The organism is Bradyrhizobium sp. SZCCT0231, assembly GCF_018130245.1.
GTDB lineage: Bacteria > Pseudomonadota > Alphaproteobacteria > Rhizobiales > Xanthobacteraceae > Bradyrhizobium > Bradyrhizobium japonicum_F.
This window is the reverse complement of record NZ_JAFCKP010000003.1, coordinates 140,853-159,777: the sequence shown is the minus strand read 5'-3', so window position 1 is coordinate 159,777 and position 18,925 is coordinate 140,853. Positions and strand designations below refer to the sequence as shown.

General features: G+C 64.7%; 15 protein-coding genes, 1 tRNA gene and 1 pseudogene. 11 read left to right on the top strand and 6 right to left on the bottom strand.

The features are described 5' to 3' along the window. The first annotated feature begins 78 nt into the window (after positions 1-78). The gene (locus tag JQ566_RS11120) at positions 79-1,059 is read left to right on the top strand and encodes a helix-turn-helix transcriptional regulator (RefSeq protein WP_212372279.1); all 981 of its coding nucleotides are present in this window, start codon (positions 79-81) and stop codon (positions 1,057-1,059) included. Positions 1,060-1,196: 137 nt separating this feature from the next. After that, positions 1,197-1,445 carry a hypothetical protein gene (locus JQ566_RS11115; RefSeq protein ID WP_128936708.1) on the top strand — a complete coding sequence of 83 codons (249 nt, stop codon included), beginning with the start codon at positions 1,197-1,199 and terminating at the stop codon, positions 1,443-1,445. Between the two features lie 10 nt (positions 1,446-1,455). Here the strand turns inward: JQ566_RS11115 and JQ566_RS11110 are convergent, their stop codons facing one another. The 3 genes from JQ566_RS11110 to JQ566_RS11100 form a co-directional block, all read right to left on the bottom strand. Continuing rightward, complete coding sequence (locus JQ566_RS11110) at positions 1,456-2,448, bottom strand: fatty acid desaturase (RefSeq protein ID WP_212372278.1); 993 nt, start codon at positions 2,446-2,448, stop codon at positions 1,456-1,458. Between the two features lie 15 nt (positions 2,449-2,463). Next, positions 2,464-3,477 (bottom strand): alpha/beta fold hydrolase, encoded by a 1,014-nt coding sequence (locus JQ566_RS11105; protein WP_212372631.1) that lies wholly within the window; start codon positions 3,475-3,477, stop codon positions 2,464-2,466. A 155-nt stretch (positions 3,478-3,632) separates the two neighbouring features. After that, positions 3,633-4,436, bottom strand: coding sequence for an MBL fold metallo-hydrolase (locus JQ566_RS11100; RefSeq protein ID WP_212372277.1), 804 nt, complete (start codon positions 4,434-4,436; stop codon positions 3,633-3,635). Between the two features lie 205 nt (positions 4,437-4,641). Here JQ566_RS11100 and JQ566_RS11095 point away from each other — a divergent pair. Together JQ566_RS11095 and JQ566_RS11090 are read left to right on the top strand one after the other, a co-directional pair. After that, a pseudogene (locus JQ566_RS11095) lies at positions 4,642-4,938 on the top strand (hypothetical protein); the annotation flags it as partial. A gap of 204 nt (positions 4,939-5,142) precedes the next feature. Next, a complete protein-coding gene (locus tag JQ566_RS11090) occupies positions 5,143-6,093 on the top strand; it encodes an AraC family transcriptional regulator (protein ID WP_212372276.1) in 951 nt (316 codons plus the stop codon). A 35-nt stretch (positions 6,094-6,128) separates the two neighbouring features. On the opposite strand, the gene JQ566_RS11085 is transcribed toward JQ566_RS11090, so the two are convergent. Continuing rightward, positions 6,129-7,742, bottom strand: a complete 1,614-nt coding sequence (locus tag JQ566_RS11085; RefSeq protein ID WP_212372275.1) for an acyl-CoA synthetase — start codon at positions 7,740-7,742, stop codon at positions 6,129-6,131. A gap of 418 nt (positions 7,743-8,160) precedes the next feature. Here JQ566_RS11085 and JQ566_RS11080 point away from each other — a divergent pair, with 418 nt between their 5' ends. From JQ566_RS11080 to groL, 5 genes are all read left to right on the top strand, one after another. Next, a complete protein-coding gene (locus JQ566_RS11080) occupies positions 8,161-9,228 on the top strand; it encodes an HlyD family secretion protein (RefSeq protein WP_212372274.1) in 1,068 nt (355 codons plus the stop codon). Continuing rightward, positions 9,225-11,999: a ribosome-associated ATPase/putative transporter RbbA gene (gene rbbA / locus JQ566_RS11075; protein ID WP_212372273.1), complete on the top strand. Its 2,775-nt coding sequence runs from the start codon at positions 9,225-9,227 to the stop codon at positions 11,997-11,999. Before JQ566_RS11080 ends, rbbA begins: the two co-directional genes overlap by 4 nt. A 2-nt stretch (positions 12,000-12,001) precedes the next feature. Beyond that, a complete protein-coding gene (locus JQ566_RS11070) occupies positions 12,002-13,114 on the top strand; it encodes an ABC transporter permease (RefSeq protein ID WP_212372272.1) in 1,113 nt (370 codons plus the stop codon). Positions 13,115-13,333: 219 nt separating this feature from the next. Then, entirely contained in the window at positions 13,334-13,558 is a 225-nt protein-coding gene (locus JQ566_RS11065; RefSeq protein WP_249139380.1) for a hypothetical protein, read from the top strand. Positions 13,559-13,909: 351 nt separating this feature from the next. Beyond that, on the top strand, positions 13,910-15,535 hold the full coding sequence (gene groL / locus JQ566_RS11060) for a chaperonin GroEL (RefSeq protein WP_212372271.1): 1,626 nt from the start codon (positions 13,910-13,912) through the stop codon (positions 15,533-15,535). A 113-nt stretch (positions 15,536-15,648) separates the two neighbouring features. Here the strand turns inward: groL and JQ566_RS11055 are convergent. After that, positions 15,649-15,725: transfer RNA gene (locus JQ566_RS11055), tRNA-Met, on the bottom strand. Positions 15,726-16,037: 312 nt separating this feature from the next. On the opposite strand from JQ566_RS11055, the gene JQ566_RS34545 reads away from it, so the two are divergent. Next, positions 16,038-16,286 (top strand): hypothetical protein, encoded by a 249-nt coding sequence (locus tag JQ566_RS34545; protein ID WP_249139442.1) that lies wholly within the window; start codon positions 16,038-16,040, stop codon positions 16,284-16,286. 130 nt (positions 16,287-16,416) lie between these two features. Beyond that, complete coding sequence (locus tag JQ566_RS11045; RefSeq protein WP_212372270.1) at positions 16,417-18,021, top strand: GMC family oxidoreductase; 1,605 nt, start codon at positions 16,417-16,419, stop codon at positions 18,019-18,021. Between the two features lie 98 nt (positions 18,022-18,119). Here the strand turns inward: JQ566_RS11045 and JQ566_RS11040 are convergent, their stop codons facing one another. Further along, on the bottom strand, positions 18,120-18,881 hold the full coding sequence (locus JQ566_RS11040) for an SDR family oxidoreductase (protein WP_212372269.1): 762 nt from the start codon (positions 18,879-18,881) through the stop codon (positions 18,120-18,122). Between the last annotated feature and the right edge of the window lie 44 nt (positions 18,882-18,925).

Here is an 18,925-nt window from a genome sequence, read left to right as displayed (position 1 = left end):
CATCTGGCCTCTTGGCGATGGCGCAGCTTGTAGCGGACCATACCTGACATCTTCTGTCAGGTATGGTTTAAAGGAATCATGCGCGCGAGCCGGATGCTGTCGATCCTCACCACCCTCCAGGCCAGGGGGCGGGTCACCGCGCCCGAGCTCGCGGAGGCCTGCGAAGTCTCGGTGCGCACGATCTACCGCGACATCGATGCACTCGCGGCATCCGGCGTCCCTGTTTACGCCGACCGCGGCGCGGGTGGCGGCTATCGCCTGCTCGACGGCTATCGCGTGCGGCTGAACGGGCTGTCGCAGAGCGAGGCGGGCGCGCTGTTCCTGGCGGGATTGCCGGGCCCGGCCGCGGCGCTCGGGCTCGATGCCGCGATGATCGCCGCGCAGAACAAGCTGATGGCGGCGCTGCCAGCGAATTTGCGCGAGGACGCCGGACGGATGCAGGAACGTTTTCATCTGGACGCGCCGGGCTGGTTCGGCGAGGCGGAAGACCCGAAGCACCTGCGCAGCATCGCCGGCGCCGTGCTGCGCGGGACGTTGATCAAGATCCGCTACCAGAGCTGGCGCGCGGAGAAGCAGCGCCGCATCGCACCGCTCGGCCTCGTGCTGAAGGGCGGCAGCTGGTATCTCGCAGGGCAAGTCGACGACAGCGTGCGCACCTATCGCGTCGCGCGCGTGCTCGACTGCACGGCGCTCGACGACCGCTTCGATCGCCCCGCCGATTTCGATCTCACTGCTTACTGGCAGGCCGCGACAATTCGCCTCGAGGCCGAGATGCATCCCAATGTCGCGGTCGTCCGGCTGTCGCCGTTCGGCGTCAAGCTGCTCGACGCGCTGAGCCAGCCCTACGTCAAGGCACGCACGCAGCTCGAAGAGACGGTCGATGCAGACGGCTGGCGCATTGCGCGCGTGCCGGTCGGCAAGACGTCGTGGCACGCCGCAGCCGAATTGCTGCGGCTCGGCCCCGAGGCCGAAGTGCTGGAACCCGCCGATCTCCGCGACAAGATGGCCGAGCTGGCGCAGGCGATGGCCGTGCGCTATCGCGCGGTGCGAAAAGCCTGACCGCGGCACATTCTGGCCGCAGCCGACGAAACAATCCTGAAACACGATTCTTCCCTCCCGCCGTGAACGCATCCGCGTTTCGTCTCGACCGAGATGCAGGGACACAACATGGCCCTAGCGCCAAACGGAGAATGAAGATGTTTCGTAAGCTTGCACTTGGTCTGATCGCCGCCGGTTCGCTCGGCGTTGCCGCTCTCGCCCCCACCGCCGCTTCGGCCGGCGGTTTCCATCACCACCACTGGGGTCACGGCTGGGGTCCGGGCTGGGGCTTCGGCGGCGTCTACGTCAACACCGGCGTCAGCAACTGCTACCAGGAGCGCCTGGTCCAGACCCGTCATGGCCTGCGCGTGCGCGTCGTCAATGTCTGCGCCTACGGGATCTACTGATATCTCGCATTCACGACAAAGCTCCGGTCGCATCGCGGCCGGAGTTTTGCGTTGACGAACCAGCCTGCCGCTGCCGGCGAAACCAGGCCCAGGTCTCGCGCGTCGTTCTGATGTAGCCGCGGCCGCGATGGACGATCTCGCCATCAACGATCGCGTTCAGCTTCGGCAGGGCGTGAAAGGGGATCGAGGGATAAGCGTGGTGCTCGACATGGTAGGGCATGTTCCACGCGAACCATTTGACGATGGCAGCGGTATAGGTGGTGCGGGTGTTCTGAAAGGCGCTGCGGGTACGGTCGCAACCGGTGTGCTCGGCCAAGAGATAGGGCCGCAGGAAGAATTGCCCGATCACCAGCGGAACGACCCAGACCATAAGCAGCAGCGCGGAGGAGAACCACAGTGAGAGCGCGAGCAGCAGAACATAGAGGGCGGCATAGACGCGCGCTTCGGTCACGATAACGGCGCGCTTGTTCTCGGGGACCCAGGGCACCGTGACCTTGCCGGTGACGGCATGGCCGAACATCAGGCGGAGGCGGCCCGCAACCTGGAGCAAGCCGCTATAGGCGATCACGAGCTGGGTGTCGGATTTCGGCTTCACGCCGACGATCAGTTCCGGGTCCTTCTCGGGATCCTGGGTGTAGCGATGATGGTCCCAGTGGTACAAGCAGTAATATTCGTAAGGCTGCCCGATGATGAAGGCCGAGAGATAGCCGACCGCGAGGTTGAGGCCACGGCTCTTGAACGCGGTCTTGTGCGCGGTCTCGTGCACCGCCATGAACAGGAAGGCGACGAAATAGCCCTGTACCACTATCAGCGGCAGCGCCCAAAGGACGCCATAGCTCGAGCTGACTTTCCAGATCAACGACCCGACCAGAATGACCACGCCATAATGGCAAAGGCTGCGCGCCGCGCCCTGGAAATTGGAGCGGGCCGACAGTTCGCGCAGCATCGCCGGGCTCAGCGGCTTCAGGCGATGGCCGGACTCAGAAACGGTTGCGTCAGTCATGATCGGGTGCCTGTCTTACTTGCGGAGGAGCCCGGCGATCTCGGCCTTGATGAAGGCCTGGTCGCGGGGATTGTTGACGGGATTGCCGGCGCGATGGCCCTGCAGCGATGGGATCGGATGCAGCACGGCTGACTTTGCATTGACCAGCTTGTCGAGTTCGTCCTCGTTGTCGCGGACGTCGAAATAGCGATCGGTCGCGCCCGGCATCAGCAGCATATGCGCCTTGATCGCGGCGAGCGCGCGATCGAGATCGCCGCCGAAGGCCGAGCACCGGCTGATGTCGCCGCGCTGCCAGATGCCGATCTGCGCCAGGAGATCGTTGGCATCGCGCCGCGCGAAAGTCGCATCCCAGGCGCGGACGAGATAGTCCTCCAGCGAGGCGAAGCCGGCCTCGCGCCAGAGCTCGTCGCGATAGAAGCCGTGCGACATCGCCCAGCCGGCATAGACGCGTCCCATGGCGCGATAGCCGGCGACGGGTTTTTCGGCGAAACGGCCATCGCGGAAGGCGGGATCGGCCGTGAGCGCGGCCTTCACGCTTTCCAGGAAGACGTAGTTGTAGGGCGCGCAGCGGGCGCTGCCGCACACGACCGCGGCACGCGCGACCATATCAGGATACAGTGCCGCCCAGTGATAGGCCTGCATGCCGCCCATCGACCAGCCATAAACCAGCGCGAGCTTTGTGATGCCGAAGCGCTCGGCGAGAAGGCGATGCTGAACGGCGATCGCGTCGTGATAGCTGAGCTCGGGGAACGGCGCGGCGGAGTTCGACGGCGAGGACGACAGGCCGTTACCGAACAGATTCGGGATGACGATGAAATAGCGCGAGGGATCGAGCGCGCCGTCAGGCCCGATCAGCCACTCGGTGTCGAAGTGCTGCGCGCTGAACGAGGTCGGATAGAGGATGACGTTGTCTCTGGCCGGGCTCAGCGTGCCGTAGGTCTTGTAGGCGAGCTTCAGCTTCGGAAAGACGACGCCGGATTGGAGCACGACGTCGCCGGCCTCGAAGATCTCATAGTCGCGCTCCGCCATTGGCGTCCCACTCTCGCTCGCGGCCCCCACGACGCGACGCGGAAACGGCGATGCATCGATCATGCCAGCCGCGCGCCATCGCGTCGCACTCAATAACTGTACTACTAGTACATTTATTATGGACCGGCAAGATAAATCCGATCGGGCGCCGGGTCTCAGGCGATGGCCATGAGATATCGCGCCACCGATGCCGCAAACGCCGCCTTGGCGCCGCTAGCGATATTGCGGCCCCACCAGGCTCCGTAGATCCGGTCGAAGGCGAGCGGCTCGACGGCTGCCGCAATCCGCCGCACCGCGGCGGCGTTGAGCGGCATGTAATTCGGATAGGAATACATGAAGCTGACGAAGCGCCGGTCCATCGTCACCTGGGCGATGTCCCCGGCGAGCAGCGCACCTTTGCCGTCCGCACCACGCGCATAGTGCAGCACGGTGGCGCCGGCGAAGTGGCCGCCGGTGCGCAGCAGCAGCACGTCGTCGGAGATGCAATGGCTTTCGCCGGTCCAGTGCACGATCGCCGGATGAGGCCGGGTGACGAAGGCGCGATCGTCGGCGTGCAGATAGACCGGCACGCCGCCGAACGTGTCGCTCCAGTCGGCGACCGCGCCATAGTAATGCGGATGCGAGATCGCGATGGCCTTGAGCCCGCCGAGTGCTGCGACGTATTGGATGGCCTCGTCGGTCGCGAGCGGAATGCAGTCCCACATCACGCAGCCGTCGTCTTGAGGCACCAGCAGCGCGCGCTGCCCGATGGCAAAGCTCGGCTCCATCCCGATCCCGGTGAGGCCAAGATCGTCGCGTCCCACCAGTCGGTGCCTCCGCGCGAGCGCCTCGCGCGTGAGAAAGGCCTGCCCGTTCCAGTTCACGAATTGTCGCTCGTCCTCGCAAATCGGGCAGGAGGCGGGCGGTGCTCCGCGTGAGGGAAATTGAGCGCCGCAGGTTTCGCAGGTCCAGAGAGGCATGACTCATGCTCCGTGGGAAGACCGCAGGATGACATTGCGGACAAGCTCCCGGCAAGATCGATGACCGGCAGCCGAGTCTGGAACCAACGCGGCGAGCGCCCGTTACGTTCAGGCGCACGCCAGACCGATTGGCCAAGAGGGTCACGACGCACGAGAAGCATGTTTAGGTATCGATGGCATCGCGGTCCCCCTGCTCGTCCCGTATCTGCTCGTGCTTGCACTCGCGCTCGCCCTGTTCCATCTCGGCAACGCCGCCGTCGTGCCGCTCTATGGGCTTGCGGCGGTCGCCGAGGATCAGGCCAATGGCCCGAGCTTCGTCGCGACGACCGTGGTGATCGCACAAGGCGTGATGATCGTGACCTCTCTGGTCGCGATGTCCCGCACTCGGCGGCTGGATCGCGCAATGGATCGGCTACGGCCCGACCTTCCTGCTGCTCGGCGGCTTGGCCTGGCGTCGACGGCGCTGTGGCTGGCCTTCGGGGCGGCGGTGAAGAAGTATTGAATCGGAGCGCCATACGGGGCTCACGGCGCAACGTATCCCCCTTCGATCTGCACCAACGGCAGGCTGCGGCACCTGGTCGCTGGCTCAGCGCGCCGTTGCGAGTGGCTTTTTGCGCAATCCAGCGTTTTTCTGGTTGCCGCACCCCGGGGGCCCCGACGAAATTGCGAACCGCAATGAATCGGCAATAGGCGTTTCCAGCGATCGATGACCCAGCCTCAACTCTCATTCGATGGCGACCCCAACGGTCAGTCCTATGAAAGATGGCGCGAGCAGTTTTGCCGTCAGGTGGCGAACGTCGATTTCGTGCCGGTCGGCGAAGGGCACGTTCACCGGACCATTGCGCCGGCCATTCTTCCCCGCCTCAGACTCTCGGCCTCGTTCGGCACGCCGATGTCCTTCGTGTCGTTGGGAACGAATGACGAGTTGGTGATCACGATGTCGCCCAATTCGGCATTGCGTGGGGCCATGGGGAAACGCCCGCTGGAGGTCGCCGCCGGCGACATCACGATCGGCGATCCCTCGATCAAGGGGGCCCAAATCACGCAACTGGCGTATGGTAATTTCCAGACCGCGCTGCTGCCGCGCAAGGCCCTGCTGCGCGCGTGCCCGAATGCCGAGGATCTGATTGCGCGGTCGATCTCCGGCGCCAACCCGATCACGTCGATATTTCTGCGGTATTACGACCTCGCGCATGCGTATGCCGACAAGCTCGCGCCTGCGGAGCTCGATGCGGTCTCGCAGCACCTGTTCGACCTCTCCGTGCTGATGATCGGAGCGCGCGGCGATGTCGCCGAGGAGGCGCAACTACGCGGCCTCGCGGCAGCGCGTTTCGAAGCCATCAAGGCAGACATTCTGGCGCAGCTGGACAGCGCCGCGCTGTCGCTGTCCGACCTTGCCACCACGCACCGCATCAGCCCGCGCACGATCCAGTTGCTGTTCGAGAAGGCCGGCATCACCTATAGCGGATTCGTGCTCGAGCAACGTCTGCTGCGCGCCGAGCGGCTGCTTCGGAACCCGGGCCTGCGCTCGCGCAAGATCATCGAGATCGCGCACCTCGCGGGATTTCACGACATTTCCTACTTCCATCGCGCGTTTCGCCGCCGTTTCGGAGCGACGCCCGACGATGTCAGGAAGCTGGCCGGCGAGACCAAATAGGCCGGCTCCGCCGCGACGGCGCCGGACAGCGCCTGCTACGTCCCAAAGCTCTTCTGGACCGCCTTGTCGAGCGTCTCGCTGCCGACGAAGCGCTGGCGCAGCTCGCGCTTGAGCAGCTTGCCGCTCGGATTCTTCGGCAGGGCATCCACGAAGATCACGCGCTTGGGCACCTTGAAATGGGCCATATGGCCGGCGCAATGCTTGATGACGGTGTCTTCGTCGAGCTTCTCCCCGGTCTTGACCACGACGATGGCGGTCACCGCCTCGATCCAGCGCGGATCGGGCAGGCCGACCACGGCGACCTCGGAGACTCCTGGAATGCGGTAGACCATCTCCTCGACCTCGCGGCTCGCGACGTTCTCGCCGCCGGTCTTGATCATGTCCTTGACGCGGTCGACCACGGTGATGTGGCCTTCCTCGTCGACGGTGGCGAGATCGCCGGAGTGAAACCAGCCGCCGGAGAACGCCGCCGCGGTCTTGACGGGATCGTTGTAATAGCCGGAGAGCAGGTGCGGCGAGCGGTGCACGATCTCGCCGACTTCGCCGACCTTGACGTCCTCCATCGCCGTGTTGACCACGCGCGTCTCGACATTGAGCACGGGCTTGCCGGCGGAGCCGGCCTTGCGCAGCTGGTCCTCGGGACGCAGCACGGTCGCGAGCGGCGCGACCTCGGTCTGGCCGTAGAAATTCCAGAACCTGACATTGGGCAGGCGACGCTGGAGCTCGAGCAGCACCTCGACCGGCATGATCGAGGCGCCGTAATAGCCCTTCTGCAAGGTCGACAGATCGGTCTTGTCGAAGTTCGGCGAGCGCAGCATCGCGATCCAGATCGTCGGCGGCGCGAAGAACGAGGTGATCTTGTGCGCCTGGATCAGCGCCAAAATATTGTCGGCGGTCGGCTTGCCCGTGATCACGCCGGAGGCGCCGAGATAAACCTGCGGTCCCAGGAACACGTCGAGCTGGGCGCAGTGATACAGCGGCAGCGCGTGCAGGAATTTGTCCTCCACGCTCATGCCGCCGTCGATGATGCAGCTGACATACTGCCACATCACGGCTTCATGGGTCAGCATCGCGCCCTTGGGCAGTGATTCCGTGCCGCTGGTGTAGACGATCTGCGCGAGATCGCGGCTGTCGACGGACGCCTCCAGGAACGAGCCGTCGGGATGAAGAAGATCGTCGAAAGTGGCGAGACCCGCAGGCGCCGTGGCCGGATCCTCGCCCGGCAGCCAGATCATCTTCTCGACCGCGCAATCCTTTGCGCTCGCCGCGCGTGCGGGCTCGACGAAATCAGGTCCGGTCGCGAGCAGCATTGCGCCGGAGCTCTTCAGGATGAAATTGATCTCGTCCGGATTGAGCATGAAGTTGATCGGCACCAGCACGGCGCCGATCCGCGCCAGTGCGAAGCGCAGCGCGGCGAAGGCGTGCGAATTGCGCGAGAGCACGGCGAGGCGGTCACCCTTCCTGACGCCGAGACCGAGCAGGCCACGGCCGAGCCGGTTGCAGATCGCGTCCATCTCGGCAAAGGCCCAGCTGACATCGCCGCAGCTCACCGCGAGCTTGTTCGGCTCGCGCCCCGCCGAGCGGCGCAGGAGATCGCCGATGGAATGCTCGCGCGCTTTCGAGATGGTGGCTGCGGTGTCGCCGGTCATGTGTTCCCCCTGAATCTTTAACTTGCGTGAATGGCGGCCTGAGCATTCGTCAGCCCACCGCATTCAAGCGTATTTTGCGTTTGCGCAAACGTAGTCGGCGCGATTGGCTGCGTCAAATCAACCGGCCTGCGCGGCGCCAGCACGCAAGAATCGACGCTCCGGAGCAGCAAATCTGGATTCGTGCACCAACTATAGTATTGGGGGGGAAATGAGCGCCGCATTCGCTACGTTTGCCGTCTGCCTTCTCATGCCCAGCAGGCGCCCCTCAAATAGAGGCATGACGCTTCGCGGCGCAGTCTGATCTGCATCAAGTTGCGATGCAAAATTCGCTGCAATGTTGAACCCGCCCCTTCCGCGCGATCAGCGGTCGGGCGTTCGTGTCTCAACAGTGGGCGCCGCCGCACGGCGTTATGAACAGATGAACTTTACACCGGGTCGCGTCGTCGCCGCGCTCGCCGTTCTGCTCGCGGGCGGCGGATATTACTATTGGCAGCACCGCGATACCAACGCGCTGCCACCGGGTTTCGCCCGCGGCAACGGCCGCATCGAGGCAGTCGAGATCGACATCGCCACCAAGACGCCGGGACGGATCCGCGAGATCCTGGTCAACGAAGGCGATTTCGTCAGCGCGAGCCAGGTGCTGGCACGCATGGACACCGAGCAGCTGCAGGCCCAGCGCCGCCAGGCCGAGGCGCAGCTCCAGCGCGCAACGATCAATGTCGAGACCGCGAAGAGCCTGGTGAACCAGCGCGAGGCCGAACGCAAGGCCGCCGAAGCGGTGGTCGACCAGCGCATCGCCCAGCTCGACACCACGAGCCGCAAGCTCGACCGGTCCGAGCAATTGATCAGGACGAGTGCGGTGTCCCAGCAGGTCCTGGACGACGACCGCTCCGCCAACGCCACGGCGAAGGCGGCGCTCGCCGCTTCCCAGGCCCAGGTCGCGGCATCGGAAGCCGCAATCAGCTCCTCCCGCGCCCTGGTGATCGATGCCGGCGCTGCAGTCGACGCGGCAAAGGCCGCGATCGAAAGCATCAACGCCGACCTCAACGACAGCGTGCTGAAGGCGCCGCGCGACGGCCGCGTGCAGTATCGTGTGTCGCAGCCCGGCGAGGTGCTCGCCGCCGGTGGCCGCGTCCTCAACATGGTCGACCTCGGCGACGTCTACATGACGTTCTTCCTGCCGACGGCCGATGCCGGCCGCGTCGCGATCGGCGCCGAGGTCCGCCTCGTGCTCGACGCCATCCCGCAATATGTGATCCCCGCCAAGGCCACTTTCGTCGCCGACGTCGCGCAATTCACCCCCAAGACGGTCGAGACCGAGGAAGAACGCCAAAAGCTGATGTTCCGCATCAAGGCGCATATCGCGCCCGATCTGCTGCGCCAGCACATCGAGCAGGTGAAGACAGGCCTGCCCGGCATGGCCTATGTGCAGCTCGATCCGGCCGCGCAATGGCCCGACAACCTCAAGATCAAGCTGACGAGATGAGCACGAAAGCCGCAGCCGAAGCACCGGCTGCCGCTGGCAGCGTGGTGCATCTGAAAGGCGTAGGCCTGAGCTACGGCAAGAGCCGGGCGCTCGAGGCCATCACGCTCGACCTGCCGTCCGGCTGCATGGTCGGGATGATCGGCCCGGACGGCGTCGGCAAATCGAGCCTGCTCGCCCTGATCGCGGGCGCGCGCGCGATCCAGGAGGGGCGTATCCACGTGCTCGGCGGCGACATGGCGAGTTCGCGCCATCGCCGCAACGTGTGCCCTGATATCGCCTACATGCCGCAGGGCCTCGGCAAGAATCTGTATCCGACATTGTCGGTGTTCGAGAACATCGACTTCTTCGGTCGCCTGTTCGGACATGACAAGGCGGAGCGGAACAGGCGGATCGCCGGCCTGCTGCGCGACACCGGGCTCACGCCCTTCGCCGACCGGCCCGCGGCAAAACTCTCCGGCGGCATGAAGCAGAAGGTCGGCCTGTGCTGCGCGCTGATCCACGATCCCGAGCTCTTGATCCTGGACGAGCCGACCACCGGTGTCGATCCGCTGTCGCGGCGCCAGTTCTGGGAATTGATCGCCTCGATCCGCAACAGCCGGCCCGGCATGAGCGTCATCGTCTCGACCGCCTACATGGAAGAAGCTGCGCAGTTCGATGTCCTGATTGCGATGAATGCCGGCCGCGTGCTGGCGACCGGAACGCCCGCCGAACTCAAGCGGCAGACCGGCGCCGAGACGCTCGATGAGGCCTTCATCCGTCTCTTGCCCGACGCGGAACGCAGGAACCACACCAATGTCGTCATTCCGCCGCGGAGCGAAGACCATGACGAGATCGCGATCGAGGCCGATCACCTGACCCGGCGGTTCAACGGTTTCGTTGCCGTCGACGACGTCAGCTTCCGCATCAGGAAGGGCGAGATCTTCGGCTTTCTCGGCTCGAACGGCTGCGGCAAGACCACGACCATGAAGATGCTGACCGGCCTCCTGCCGGTGAGCGAGGGCACCGCGCGGCTGTTCGGCAAGACCATCGATGCCGGCGACATGTCGGTGCGGCGGCGCATCGGCTACATGTCGCAGGGCTTCTCACTCTATTCGGAGCTCACGGTCGCGCAGAATCTCGATCTGCATGCGCGTCTGTTCGAGCTGCCGGCGGATATCATCGCCGCGCGCATCGACGAGATGATCGCCCGGTTCGATCTTGCCGATGTCGCAGGCGCCCTGCCCGATGCCTTGCCGCTCGGGCTGCGGCAGCGGCTGTCGCTGGCGGTCGCCATGATCCATGCGCCCGACATCCTCATCCTCGACGAGCCGACCTCCGGCGTCGATCCGGTCGCCCGTGACCGCTTCTGGCAGATCCTTGCCGAGCTCTCCCGCAAGGACAACGTCACCATCTTTGTCTCGACCCATTTCATGAACGAGGCCGAGCGCTGCGACCGGGTCTCGCTGATGCATGCCGGCAAGGTGCTGACGTCGGACACGCCCGCCTCGATCGTGGCCGCGCGCGACACCGCCACGCTGGAGCAGGCCTTCATCGCCTGCCTGGAAGAGGCGATCGCGGACACGGCGGAGCCGGCCGGCCAGCCGGCGGCCGCCTCGCCGCCGCCCGCACCCGCAAACCCCGCGCCGGCCCGTCGGCGCAGCGCCGCATTCAATCCGACCCGCATGCTCGCCTATTCCCGGCGCGAGACGCTCGAGCTGCGGCGCGATCCGATCCGCGCCACGCTCGCGATCCTCGGCAGCGTGCTGCTGCTGTTCGTGCTCGGCTACGGCATCAGCATGGACGTCGAGAACCTGACCTTCGCCGTGCTCGACCGCGACGACAGCGCGATCAGCCGCGACTACAGCCTTCAGATCGCCGGCTCGCGCTACTTCACCCAGAAATCCCCGATCACCGACTATGCCGATCTCGACCGCCGCATGCGCGCCGGCGAGATCGGCCTCGCCATCGAGCTGCCGCCCGGCTTCGGCCGCGACGTCAGCCGCGGCCGCCATGTCGAGATCGGCGCCTGGGTCGACGGCGCCAATCCGACGCGGGCGGAGACGCTGCGCTCCTACGCCCAGGCCATCCACGCGACCTGGCTGGCGCAGAAAGGCCGCGAGCTCTATGGCGAGGCGGCGCTCGCCGGCGCCTACCAGCTGCAATTGCGCTACCGCTACAATCCCGATGTCATCAGCGTCGTCGCCATGGCGCCGGGCATCATCCCGCTGCTGCTGATCATGATTCCGGCCGTGCTCGCCGCGCTGGCGGTGGTGCGCGAGAAGGAGCTCGGCTCGATCGTCAATTTCTACGTCACGCCGGTGACGCGGCTGGAGTTTTTGCTCGGCACGCAGCTGCCCTATGTCGTGCTGGCATTCGGAAACTTCCTCCTCCTCGTCGGCTTTGCCCTCGCCGTGTTCCGCGTGCCCTTCACCGGGAGCTTTCCGACCTACGCGCTGGCCGCGCTGCTCTACGTCACGGCCACGACCGGCATGGGGCTGGTGATCTCGGCCTTCATGAACAGCCAGATCGCGGCGCTGTTCGGCACCGTTCTGATCACGCTGATACCGGCCATCCAGTATTCCGGGCTGATCGACCCGGTGTCGTCGCTGCAAGGACTCGGCGCCCTGATCGGACGGATCTACCCCACCACCTATTTCGTCACGATCTCGCGCGGCACGTTCTCCAAGGCTCTGGCGCTCGACACGCTGCACAACGATCTCTTCGTGCTCGCCGTCATGGTCCCCGTCCTGGTGATCGCCGGCGCGATGCTGCTGAAGAAACAGGCCCGCTGACCATGCGCTTCGACAACGTGTTTCAGCTCGGCATCAAGGAATTGCGCGGCCTGGTGCGCGACCCCATGCTGCTCGTGCTCATCGTCTATTCGTTCACGCTGGCGGTTTATGCCGGCGCGAAGGCGCTGCCGGAAACCTTGAACCGCGCCGCGATCGCCATCGTCGACGAGGACCATTCGCCGGTCTCGACCCGGATCGGGATGGCGTTCACCGCACCCTATTTCTCGACGCCGCGCCTGATCTCGCAATACGAGATGGACCGCAGGATGGATGCCGGCCTCGACACCTTCGCGCTCGACATCCCGCCGGATTTTCAGCGCGATCTCCTGGCGCGCAAATCGCCGGCGATCCAGCTCAACGTCGATGCGACGCGCATCTCGCAGGCGTTCAACGGCGGCGGCTATGTCGAGCAGATCGTCAGCGCCGAGATCGCGGAGTTCCTGGCGCGCTCGCGCAATGCGCAGACCGCGCCGATCGAGCTGGCGCTGCGGGCAAGGTTCAATCCGGAGCTGAAGAAGTCGTGGTTCGGCGCCATCGATCATGTCATCACCTCGATCACCATGCTCTCGATCATCCTGACCGGCGCGGCGCTGATCCGCGAGCGCGAGCACGGCACGATCGAGCACCTCCTGGTGATGCCGGTCACGCCGCTCGAGATCATGGTGAGCAAGGTCTGGTCGATGGGAGCCGTGGTGCTGATCGCCTCGGCGCTGTCGATCGCCTTCGTGGTCAAGGGATGGCTGGCGGTGACGATCGACGGCTCGCTGGCGCTGTTCCTCGTCGGCGCGGCGCTGCAGCTGTTTGCCACCACCAGCATGGGCATCTTCCTCGCCACCGTCGCCGGGTCGATGCCGCAGTTCGGGCTGCTGCTGATCATGATCCTGCTGCCGCTGCAAACCCTGTCGGGCAGCATGACGCCGCGGGAGAGCATGCCGCAATTCGTCCAGGACATCATGCTGGCGGCACCCAATACGCATTTCGTGATGCTGGCGCAGGCGATCCTGTTTCGCGGCGCGGGCCTGGAGGCGGTATGGCCGCAGCTTGCCGCGCTCGCCGTGATCGGCAGCGTCTTCTTCGTGATCGCGCTGCGCCGGTTTCGCGCCTTTCTGGCGTGACGGGCGAGGGCTTCGCTTCAAAAGGAGCGAAAACAACCCCATGCACAGTAGCGATCCCCTTGTTTTAGCTGCGGAATTTATTTGACGCGTCGGGCAAGGTCGTGCCGGCGGCAGCGATATCGCCAGCCTGATCGGGAGCAGGCTCAGCTGGGCCGGTCGTCCCGGGCGAGAATCCCGGTCAGCATCGCTTCGGCCTGGTCGGCGCGCAAGAAGGCCAAGGTGACGAGCCAGAACTTCCAGAAGTTCCTGGGCGAAGGCTCCGGCGGCAAGCCCGACACCTGCTACGAGACCGGCGACTTCCTGGCGAACGGCGTGCACGCGGCGACGCCAAGGAATTTTGCGGAGTTCGTCGAGGGTGGCAAGACGATCAAGTTTCAGCCGGAGGGGCTGGTGTTTGGGGAAGCGCCGTCGACGCTGGTCGGGGGCGGATGGGAAGGTGATTAAGGAGTTTTGAGCGCGCGCGTCCCGAGACGCTCCATTAAGTGCACTGGACTGCACTGGACTGCCCCCCTGGAATGAGACACGATAATTTCTGTGACACTGCGGTTGCCGCCCGGCACTCCTTCCGGGAGTACCAAAATCTGTGCCCGCCCTCTTGAACGGCCCCCCTTCTTTCATAGGTCGAATTTGTGCCAAGGCTGGTTTCTGGCCCCCGTCCTGTGACATCGCTGATCGCTTAAGGAGGACATGCAAGTAATCCCGACCACTGAATGAGCGCACGGTCGTGCACCGCATGCATGCCGAGAAGGCGACTCAGGGCGAGAATCTGAAAATCATTTCAGGGAGGTTCGCATCATGGTTGCCAAGGACGTGAAATTCTCCACAGAGGCACGCGAAAAGATGCTGCGCGGCATCGATGTTCTGGCGAACGCCGTGAAGGTCACGCTCGGTCCCAAGGGTCGCAACGTCGTTCTTGACAGGTCGTTCGGTGCGCCGCGCATCACCAAGGACGGCGTCACGGTCGCGAAAGAGATCGAGCTGGAGGACAAGTTCGAGAACATGGGCGCGCAAATGGTGCGCGAGGTCGCCTCCAAAACGAGCGACGTCGCGGGCGACGGCACCACCACCGCGACCGTGCTGGCGGAGGCCATCGTCAAGGAAGGCGCCAAGTCGGTCGCCGCCGGCATGAACCCGATGGATCTGAAGCGCGGTATCGATCTTGCGGTGGATGCGATCGTTCGCGACCTGAAGAGCCATGCCAGGAAGGTCACCACCAACGAAGAAATCGCCCAGGTTGCCACCATCTCCGCAAATGGCGATGCCGAGATCGGCAAGTTCTTGGCCGATGCCATGAAGAAGGTCGGCAATGAGGGCGTCATCACGGTGGAAGAGGCCAAAAGCCTCAACACCGAACTCGAGGTGGTCGAGGGCATGCAGTTCGACCGCGGCTATGTCTCGCCCTATTTCGTCACCAATGCCGAGAAGATGCGGATCGAGCTCGAGGACGCCTATATCCTGATCCACGAGAAAAAATTGTCTGTGCTTCAGAGCCTACTGCCGCTGCTTGAAGCCGTGGTGCAATCGGGCAAGCCGCTTCTGATCATTGCCGAGGATGTCGAGGGCGAGGTGCTGGCGACACTTGTCGTCAACAAGCTGCGCGGCGGCCTAAAGGTCGCCGCCGTCAAAGCGCCGGGATTTGGCGATCGGCGCAAGGCGATGCTGGAAGACATCGCGGTGCTGACCGCCGGCACAATGATCTCGGAAGATCTCGGCATCAAGCTCGAAAACGTCACGCTCAACATGCTCGGGTGCGCCAACAAGATCGTGGTCGAGAAGGAGAACACAACCATCGTCAGCGGCGCCGGCGCGAGAAAGGACATCGACGGCCGTATCGCGCAGATCAAGGTACAGATCGAAGAGACCACTTCTGATTACGACCGCGAGAAGCTGCAGGAACGCATGGCAAAGCTCGCGGGTGGTGTCGCAGTGATCCGCGTTGGTGGCGCGACCGAGATCGAGGTGAAGGAACGCAAGGACCGCGTCGACGACGCGCTGCATGCAACCCGCGCAGCGGTGGAAGAAGGCATCCTGCCCGGCGGTGGGGTGGCGCTGCTCAGGGCGCAGAAGGTGCTCAAGGGCATCAAGACCGCCAGCTCCGACCAAAAGGCGGGCGTCGACATCGTGCGCCGCGCGCTCCAGACGCCGGCGCGCCAGATCGTGGAAAATGCCGGCGAGGACGGCTCGCTGGTGGTCGCAAGACTGCTCGAGAAGGATAACTATAATTGGGGCTTCAATGCCGCGACGGGCGAATATGAGGATATGGTCAAGGCCGGCGTGATCGATCCCGCCAAGGTCGTCCGCACCGCGCTACAGGATGGCGCCTCGATCGCTTCGCTTCTGGTCACGACCGAGGCCCTCGTCGCTGAAAAGCCGAAGAAGCCGGACGCACACGCTCCAGCCACGCCGCCGATGGATTTCTGATGAGCGCAGCCAACCGGCGAAACCGAGCTATTGATTTTGCTAAAGCGAGCCTGGCGCATCAAAAGCAAAAACCCAGCAATCCAATGAGATTGCTGGGTTCTTTTCGATCGTCTTGGTTGCGGGGATAGGATTTGAACCTATGACCTTCAGGTTATGAGCCTGACGAGCTACCGGGCTGCTCCACCCCGCGTTAAACTGTTGCGCGCCTTTGCCGAAAGGCCGGGGACGGTCGGTTGCGGCCGGCGCTGTTCGCGCAGCTTGCTTCTTCCGTCCCAAAGGCTTCCTTGGAAGGCAACCCGGGGGCAATGCCCGTCGGGTGCGGGGCGTATGTATCAAGGCGGGGTGCCTTTGGAAAGGGCTGCGGGAACGTTTTTTTCGACTTTATGACAGGGAGATGGACGAATTTCCGCGCAGTTCCGCGCGCTCTTGCCAGAAGTTCCACAAAGAGCCAGCTTGCGGCAACAAGATTAAGGCTGAAACGCCGGTTCGAGGGAGGAACGCCGTGGACAAATCCCTGACGAGCGCCCCGCTGCGGGCCCTCGAAGAGGCCTTCCACGCCATGCGCGCGCGGTCGCGGGACGAGCCGGCGCCCGACCTTGCTCAGCGGCTCGACCGGCTGGCGCGGCTGCGCAGCGTGGTCGCCGACAAGAGCTGGATGACGCCGCACCGCGTCGCGATCGCTCCAGGTTCAACCGCCTCGCCGATCTCTATCCGCCCTATGGCGGCAAGATCGCGCGGCTGGAGAAGTTGATGCGGTTCATGTCGTAGGAGCTCGTCATTCCGGGGCGCCTCGAAGAGGCGAACTATGGTGCGCAATTGCGCACCATAGTTCGCGCTGCGCGCGCCCCGGAATGACGAGAAGAAAATGCAGGGGGAAACAGGTGACCGACACATTCGATTTCGTCGTCGTGGGCGCAGGCTCGGGCGGCTGCACGGTGGCGGGCCGGCTGTCGGAGGATGCGGCGACATCCGTTGCGCTGCTCGATGCGGGCGGCGCATGCGACAACTGGATCGTGACCACGCCGGGCGCGCTGGTGCTGATGGTCGCCGGTAACGTCAACAACTGGGCCTTCAATACCGTGCCGCAGAAGGGGCTGAACGGCCGCATCGGCTATCAGCCGCGCGGCAAGGGTCTCGGCGGCTCCTCCGCGATCAACGCCATGGTCTATATCCGCGGCCATCGCGCCGATTACGACCGCTGGGCTTCGCTCGGCAACAGCGGCTGGTCGTACGCAGACGTGCTGCCCTATTTCAAGCGCGCGGAGAACAACGCCGATTTCGACGGCGAATATCACGGCAAGGGCGGGCCGCTGTTCGTCAACAAGCTGCGCTCCGGCAATCCGGTGCAGCAGATCTTCCTGCAGGCGGCGCAGGAGGGGCAATTCCGCATCCGCGAGGATTTCAACACTGACGACCATGAAGGGCTCGGCATCTACCAGGTGACGCAGAAGAACGGCGAGCGCTGGAGCGCGGCGCGGGCCTATGTCCACCCGCACATGGGCAAGCGCGCGAACCTGCGCGTCGAGACGCAGGCCCATGCCACGCGCATCCTGTTCGAAGGCAGGCGCGCGGTCGGCGTCGAGTACCGGCAGGGCAAGCAATTGAAGCAGCTTCGCGCCCGGCGTGAGGTGATCCTGGCCGCCGGTGCGTTTCAGTCGCCGCAGCTTTTGATGCTGTCGGGCATCGGCGATGCCGCCGCGCTTCGCGCCCACGGCATCGCAAGCGTGCATCATCTGCCGGGCGTCGGACGAAACCTGCAGGACCATCCCGACTTCATCTTCGGCTACATGTCCGACAGTCCCCATTTCGCGGGCATCTCGCTCAAGGGCATGCCGCGGCTGATCCGCGCCATCCTGCAATACAGGCGCGAGCGCCGCGGTCCCCTCACCTCCAATTTCGCCGAATGCGGCGGCTTCCTGAAGACGCGGCCCGATCTCGACATTCCCGATATCCAGCTGCATTTCGGCATGGCCATGGTCGACGATCACGGCCGCAAGCGGCATGGCGGCACCGGCTTTTCCTGCCATGTCTGCCTGCTCCGCCCGAAGAGCCGCGGCAGCGTTTCACTCGCGAGCAATGATGCGATGCAGGCTCCGCTGATCGATCCGAATTTCTTGGGCGAGGACGAGGATCTCGAGGCGATGGTGGCGGGCTTCAAGACCACGCGCCGCCTGATGGAGACGCCGGCGCTGCGCGCGCTGCAGACCAGGGACATGTTCACCGCCAACGTCCGCAGCGACGACGATATCCGCGCCGTGCTGCGCGAGCGCGTCGACACCGTCTATCATCCCGTCGGCACCTGCAAGATGGGCACGGATGCGCTTGCCGTGGTCGATCCGGCGCTGAAGGTGCACGGTGTCGAGGCCCTGCGCGTCGTCGACGCCTCGATCATGCCGACGCTGATCGGCGGCAACACCAATGCGCCGACGATCATGATCGGGGAGAAGGCGGCGGATATGATCGGTGCGGAGATGCGGGCGAGCTAGGCGACGCTGCCACGTCATTCTCCGCTGTCGTGCTGCGAAGGGCAAGCTGCTGCCGCACTCTCCGCTGTCGTCCCGGACATGCCGAGCAATACGGCGGCTCAGTTCAGCAGAAACCCGCCGTCCACCGTCACAACGCTTCCCGTCATGTAGCGCGACGCATTCGATGCCAGCAGCAGGATGGCGCCGTCGAGATCGGACTCGGCGCCGACGCGGCGCTGCGGAATGCGCTTGGCGAGGCGCTCGCCTGCGGGCGTCGACCAGAACGCGTGATTCATCTCGGTGTCGATATAGCCGGGCGCGAGCGCGTTGATGCGGATGTTCTGCCCCGCGAGCTCCAGCGCCATCGCCTTGGTCGCCTGGATGATGCCGGCCTTGGAGATCGCGTAAGGCGAGACCGCCTTCAAGACGCCGGTGCCGAGCACGGAGGCGATGTTGACGATGTTGCCAGACTGCTTGCGCGCGATCATGCGCCGCGCCACTTCCGTCGCGAGGAAATAGGCGCCCTTCAGGTTGGCGCCGATCACCGCGTCCCAGTCCGCCTCGGTCTGCTCGGTCGCGAGCTTCTCGATGGCGATGCCGGCATTGTTGATCAGCACCGTGACGGGGCCGAGCGCGGCTTCGACGGCATCGACAGCCCTGGCGATCGAGGCTGTGTCGGTGACATCGAGCGCGACCGCAGCCGCGCGGCCGCCCTTGCCGCGGATCTCCTCCTCGAGGCTCTTCAGCTTGTCAGTCTGCCGCGCGGCGAGCGCGACGGCCGCACCATGTGCCGCCAGCACCCGGGCAAATTGCCGGCCCAGCCCCTGGCTCGCGCCCGTGACGAGGATGGTTTCTTGACTGACGTCGAATAGGCCTGACATGACGCATTCCTTGGACGATTTCCCCGAGCTTTGGAGCCACCAAT

What these genes read in the sequence shown, in the direction of transcription:
- JQ566_RS11120 (WP_212372279.1), top strand. Translation starts at nt 79, where the DNA reads ATGCGCGCGAGCCGGATGCTGTCGATCCTCACCACCCTCCAGGCCAGG.
- JQ566_RS11115 (WP_128936708.1), top strand. Translation starts at nt 1,197, where the DNA reads ATGTTTCGTAAGCTTGCACTTGGTCTGATCGCCGCCGGTTCGCTCGGC.
- JQ566_RS11110 (WP_212372278.1), bottom strand. Translation starts at nt 2,448, where the DNA reads ATGACTGACGCAACCGTTTCTGAGTCCGGCCATCGCCTGAAGCCGCTG.
- JQ566_RS11090 (WP_212372276.1), top strand. Translation starts at nt 5,143, where the DNA reads ATGACCCAGCCTCAACTCTCATTCGATGGCGACCCCAACGGTCAGTCC.
- JQ566_RS11080 (WP_212372274.1), top strand. Translation starts at nt 8,161, where the DNA reads ATGAACTTTACACCGGGTCGCGTCGTCGCCGCGCTCGCCGTTCTGCTC.
- JQ566_RS11040 (WP_212372269.1), bottom strand. Translation starts at nt 18,881, where the DNA reads ATGTCAGGCCTATTCGACGTCAGTCAAGAAACCATCCTCGTCACGGGC.
- JQ566_RS11105 (WP_212372631.1), bottom strand. Translation starts at nt 3,477, where the DNA reads ATGGCGGAGCGCGACTATGAGATCTTCGAGGCCGGCGACGTCGTGCTC.
- JQ566_RS11100 (WP_212372277.1), bottom strand. Translation starts at nt 4,436, where the DNA reads ATGCCTCTCTGGACCTGCGAAACCTGCGGCGCTCAATTTCCCTCACGC.
- rbbA (WP_212372273.1), top strand. Translation starts at nt 9,225, where the DNA reads ATGAGCACGAAAGCCGCAGCCGAAGCACCGGCTGCCGCTGGCAGCGTG.
- groL (WP_212372271.1), top strand. Translation starts at nt 13,910, where the DNA reads ATGGTTGCCAAGGACGTGAAATTCTCCACAGAGGCACGCGAAAAGATG.
- JQ566_RS11070 (WP_212372272.1), top strand. Translation starts at nt 12,002, where the DNA reads ATGCGCTTCGACAACGTGTTTCAGCTCGGCATCAAGGAATTGCGCGGC.
- JQ566_RS11085 (WP_212372275.1), bottom strand. Translation starts at nt 7,742, where the DNA reads ATGACCGGCGACACCGCAGCCACCATCTCGAAAGCGCGCGAGCATTCC.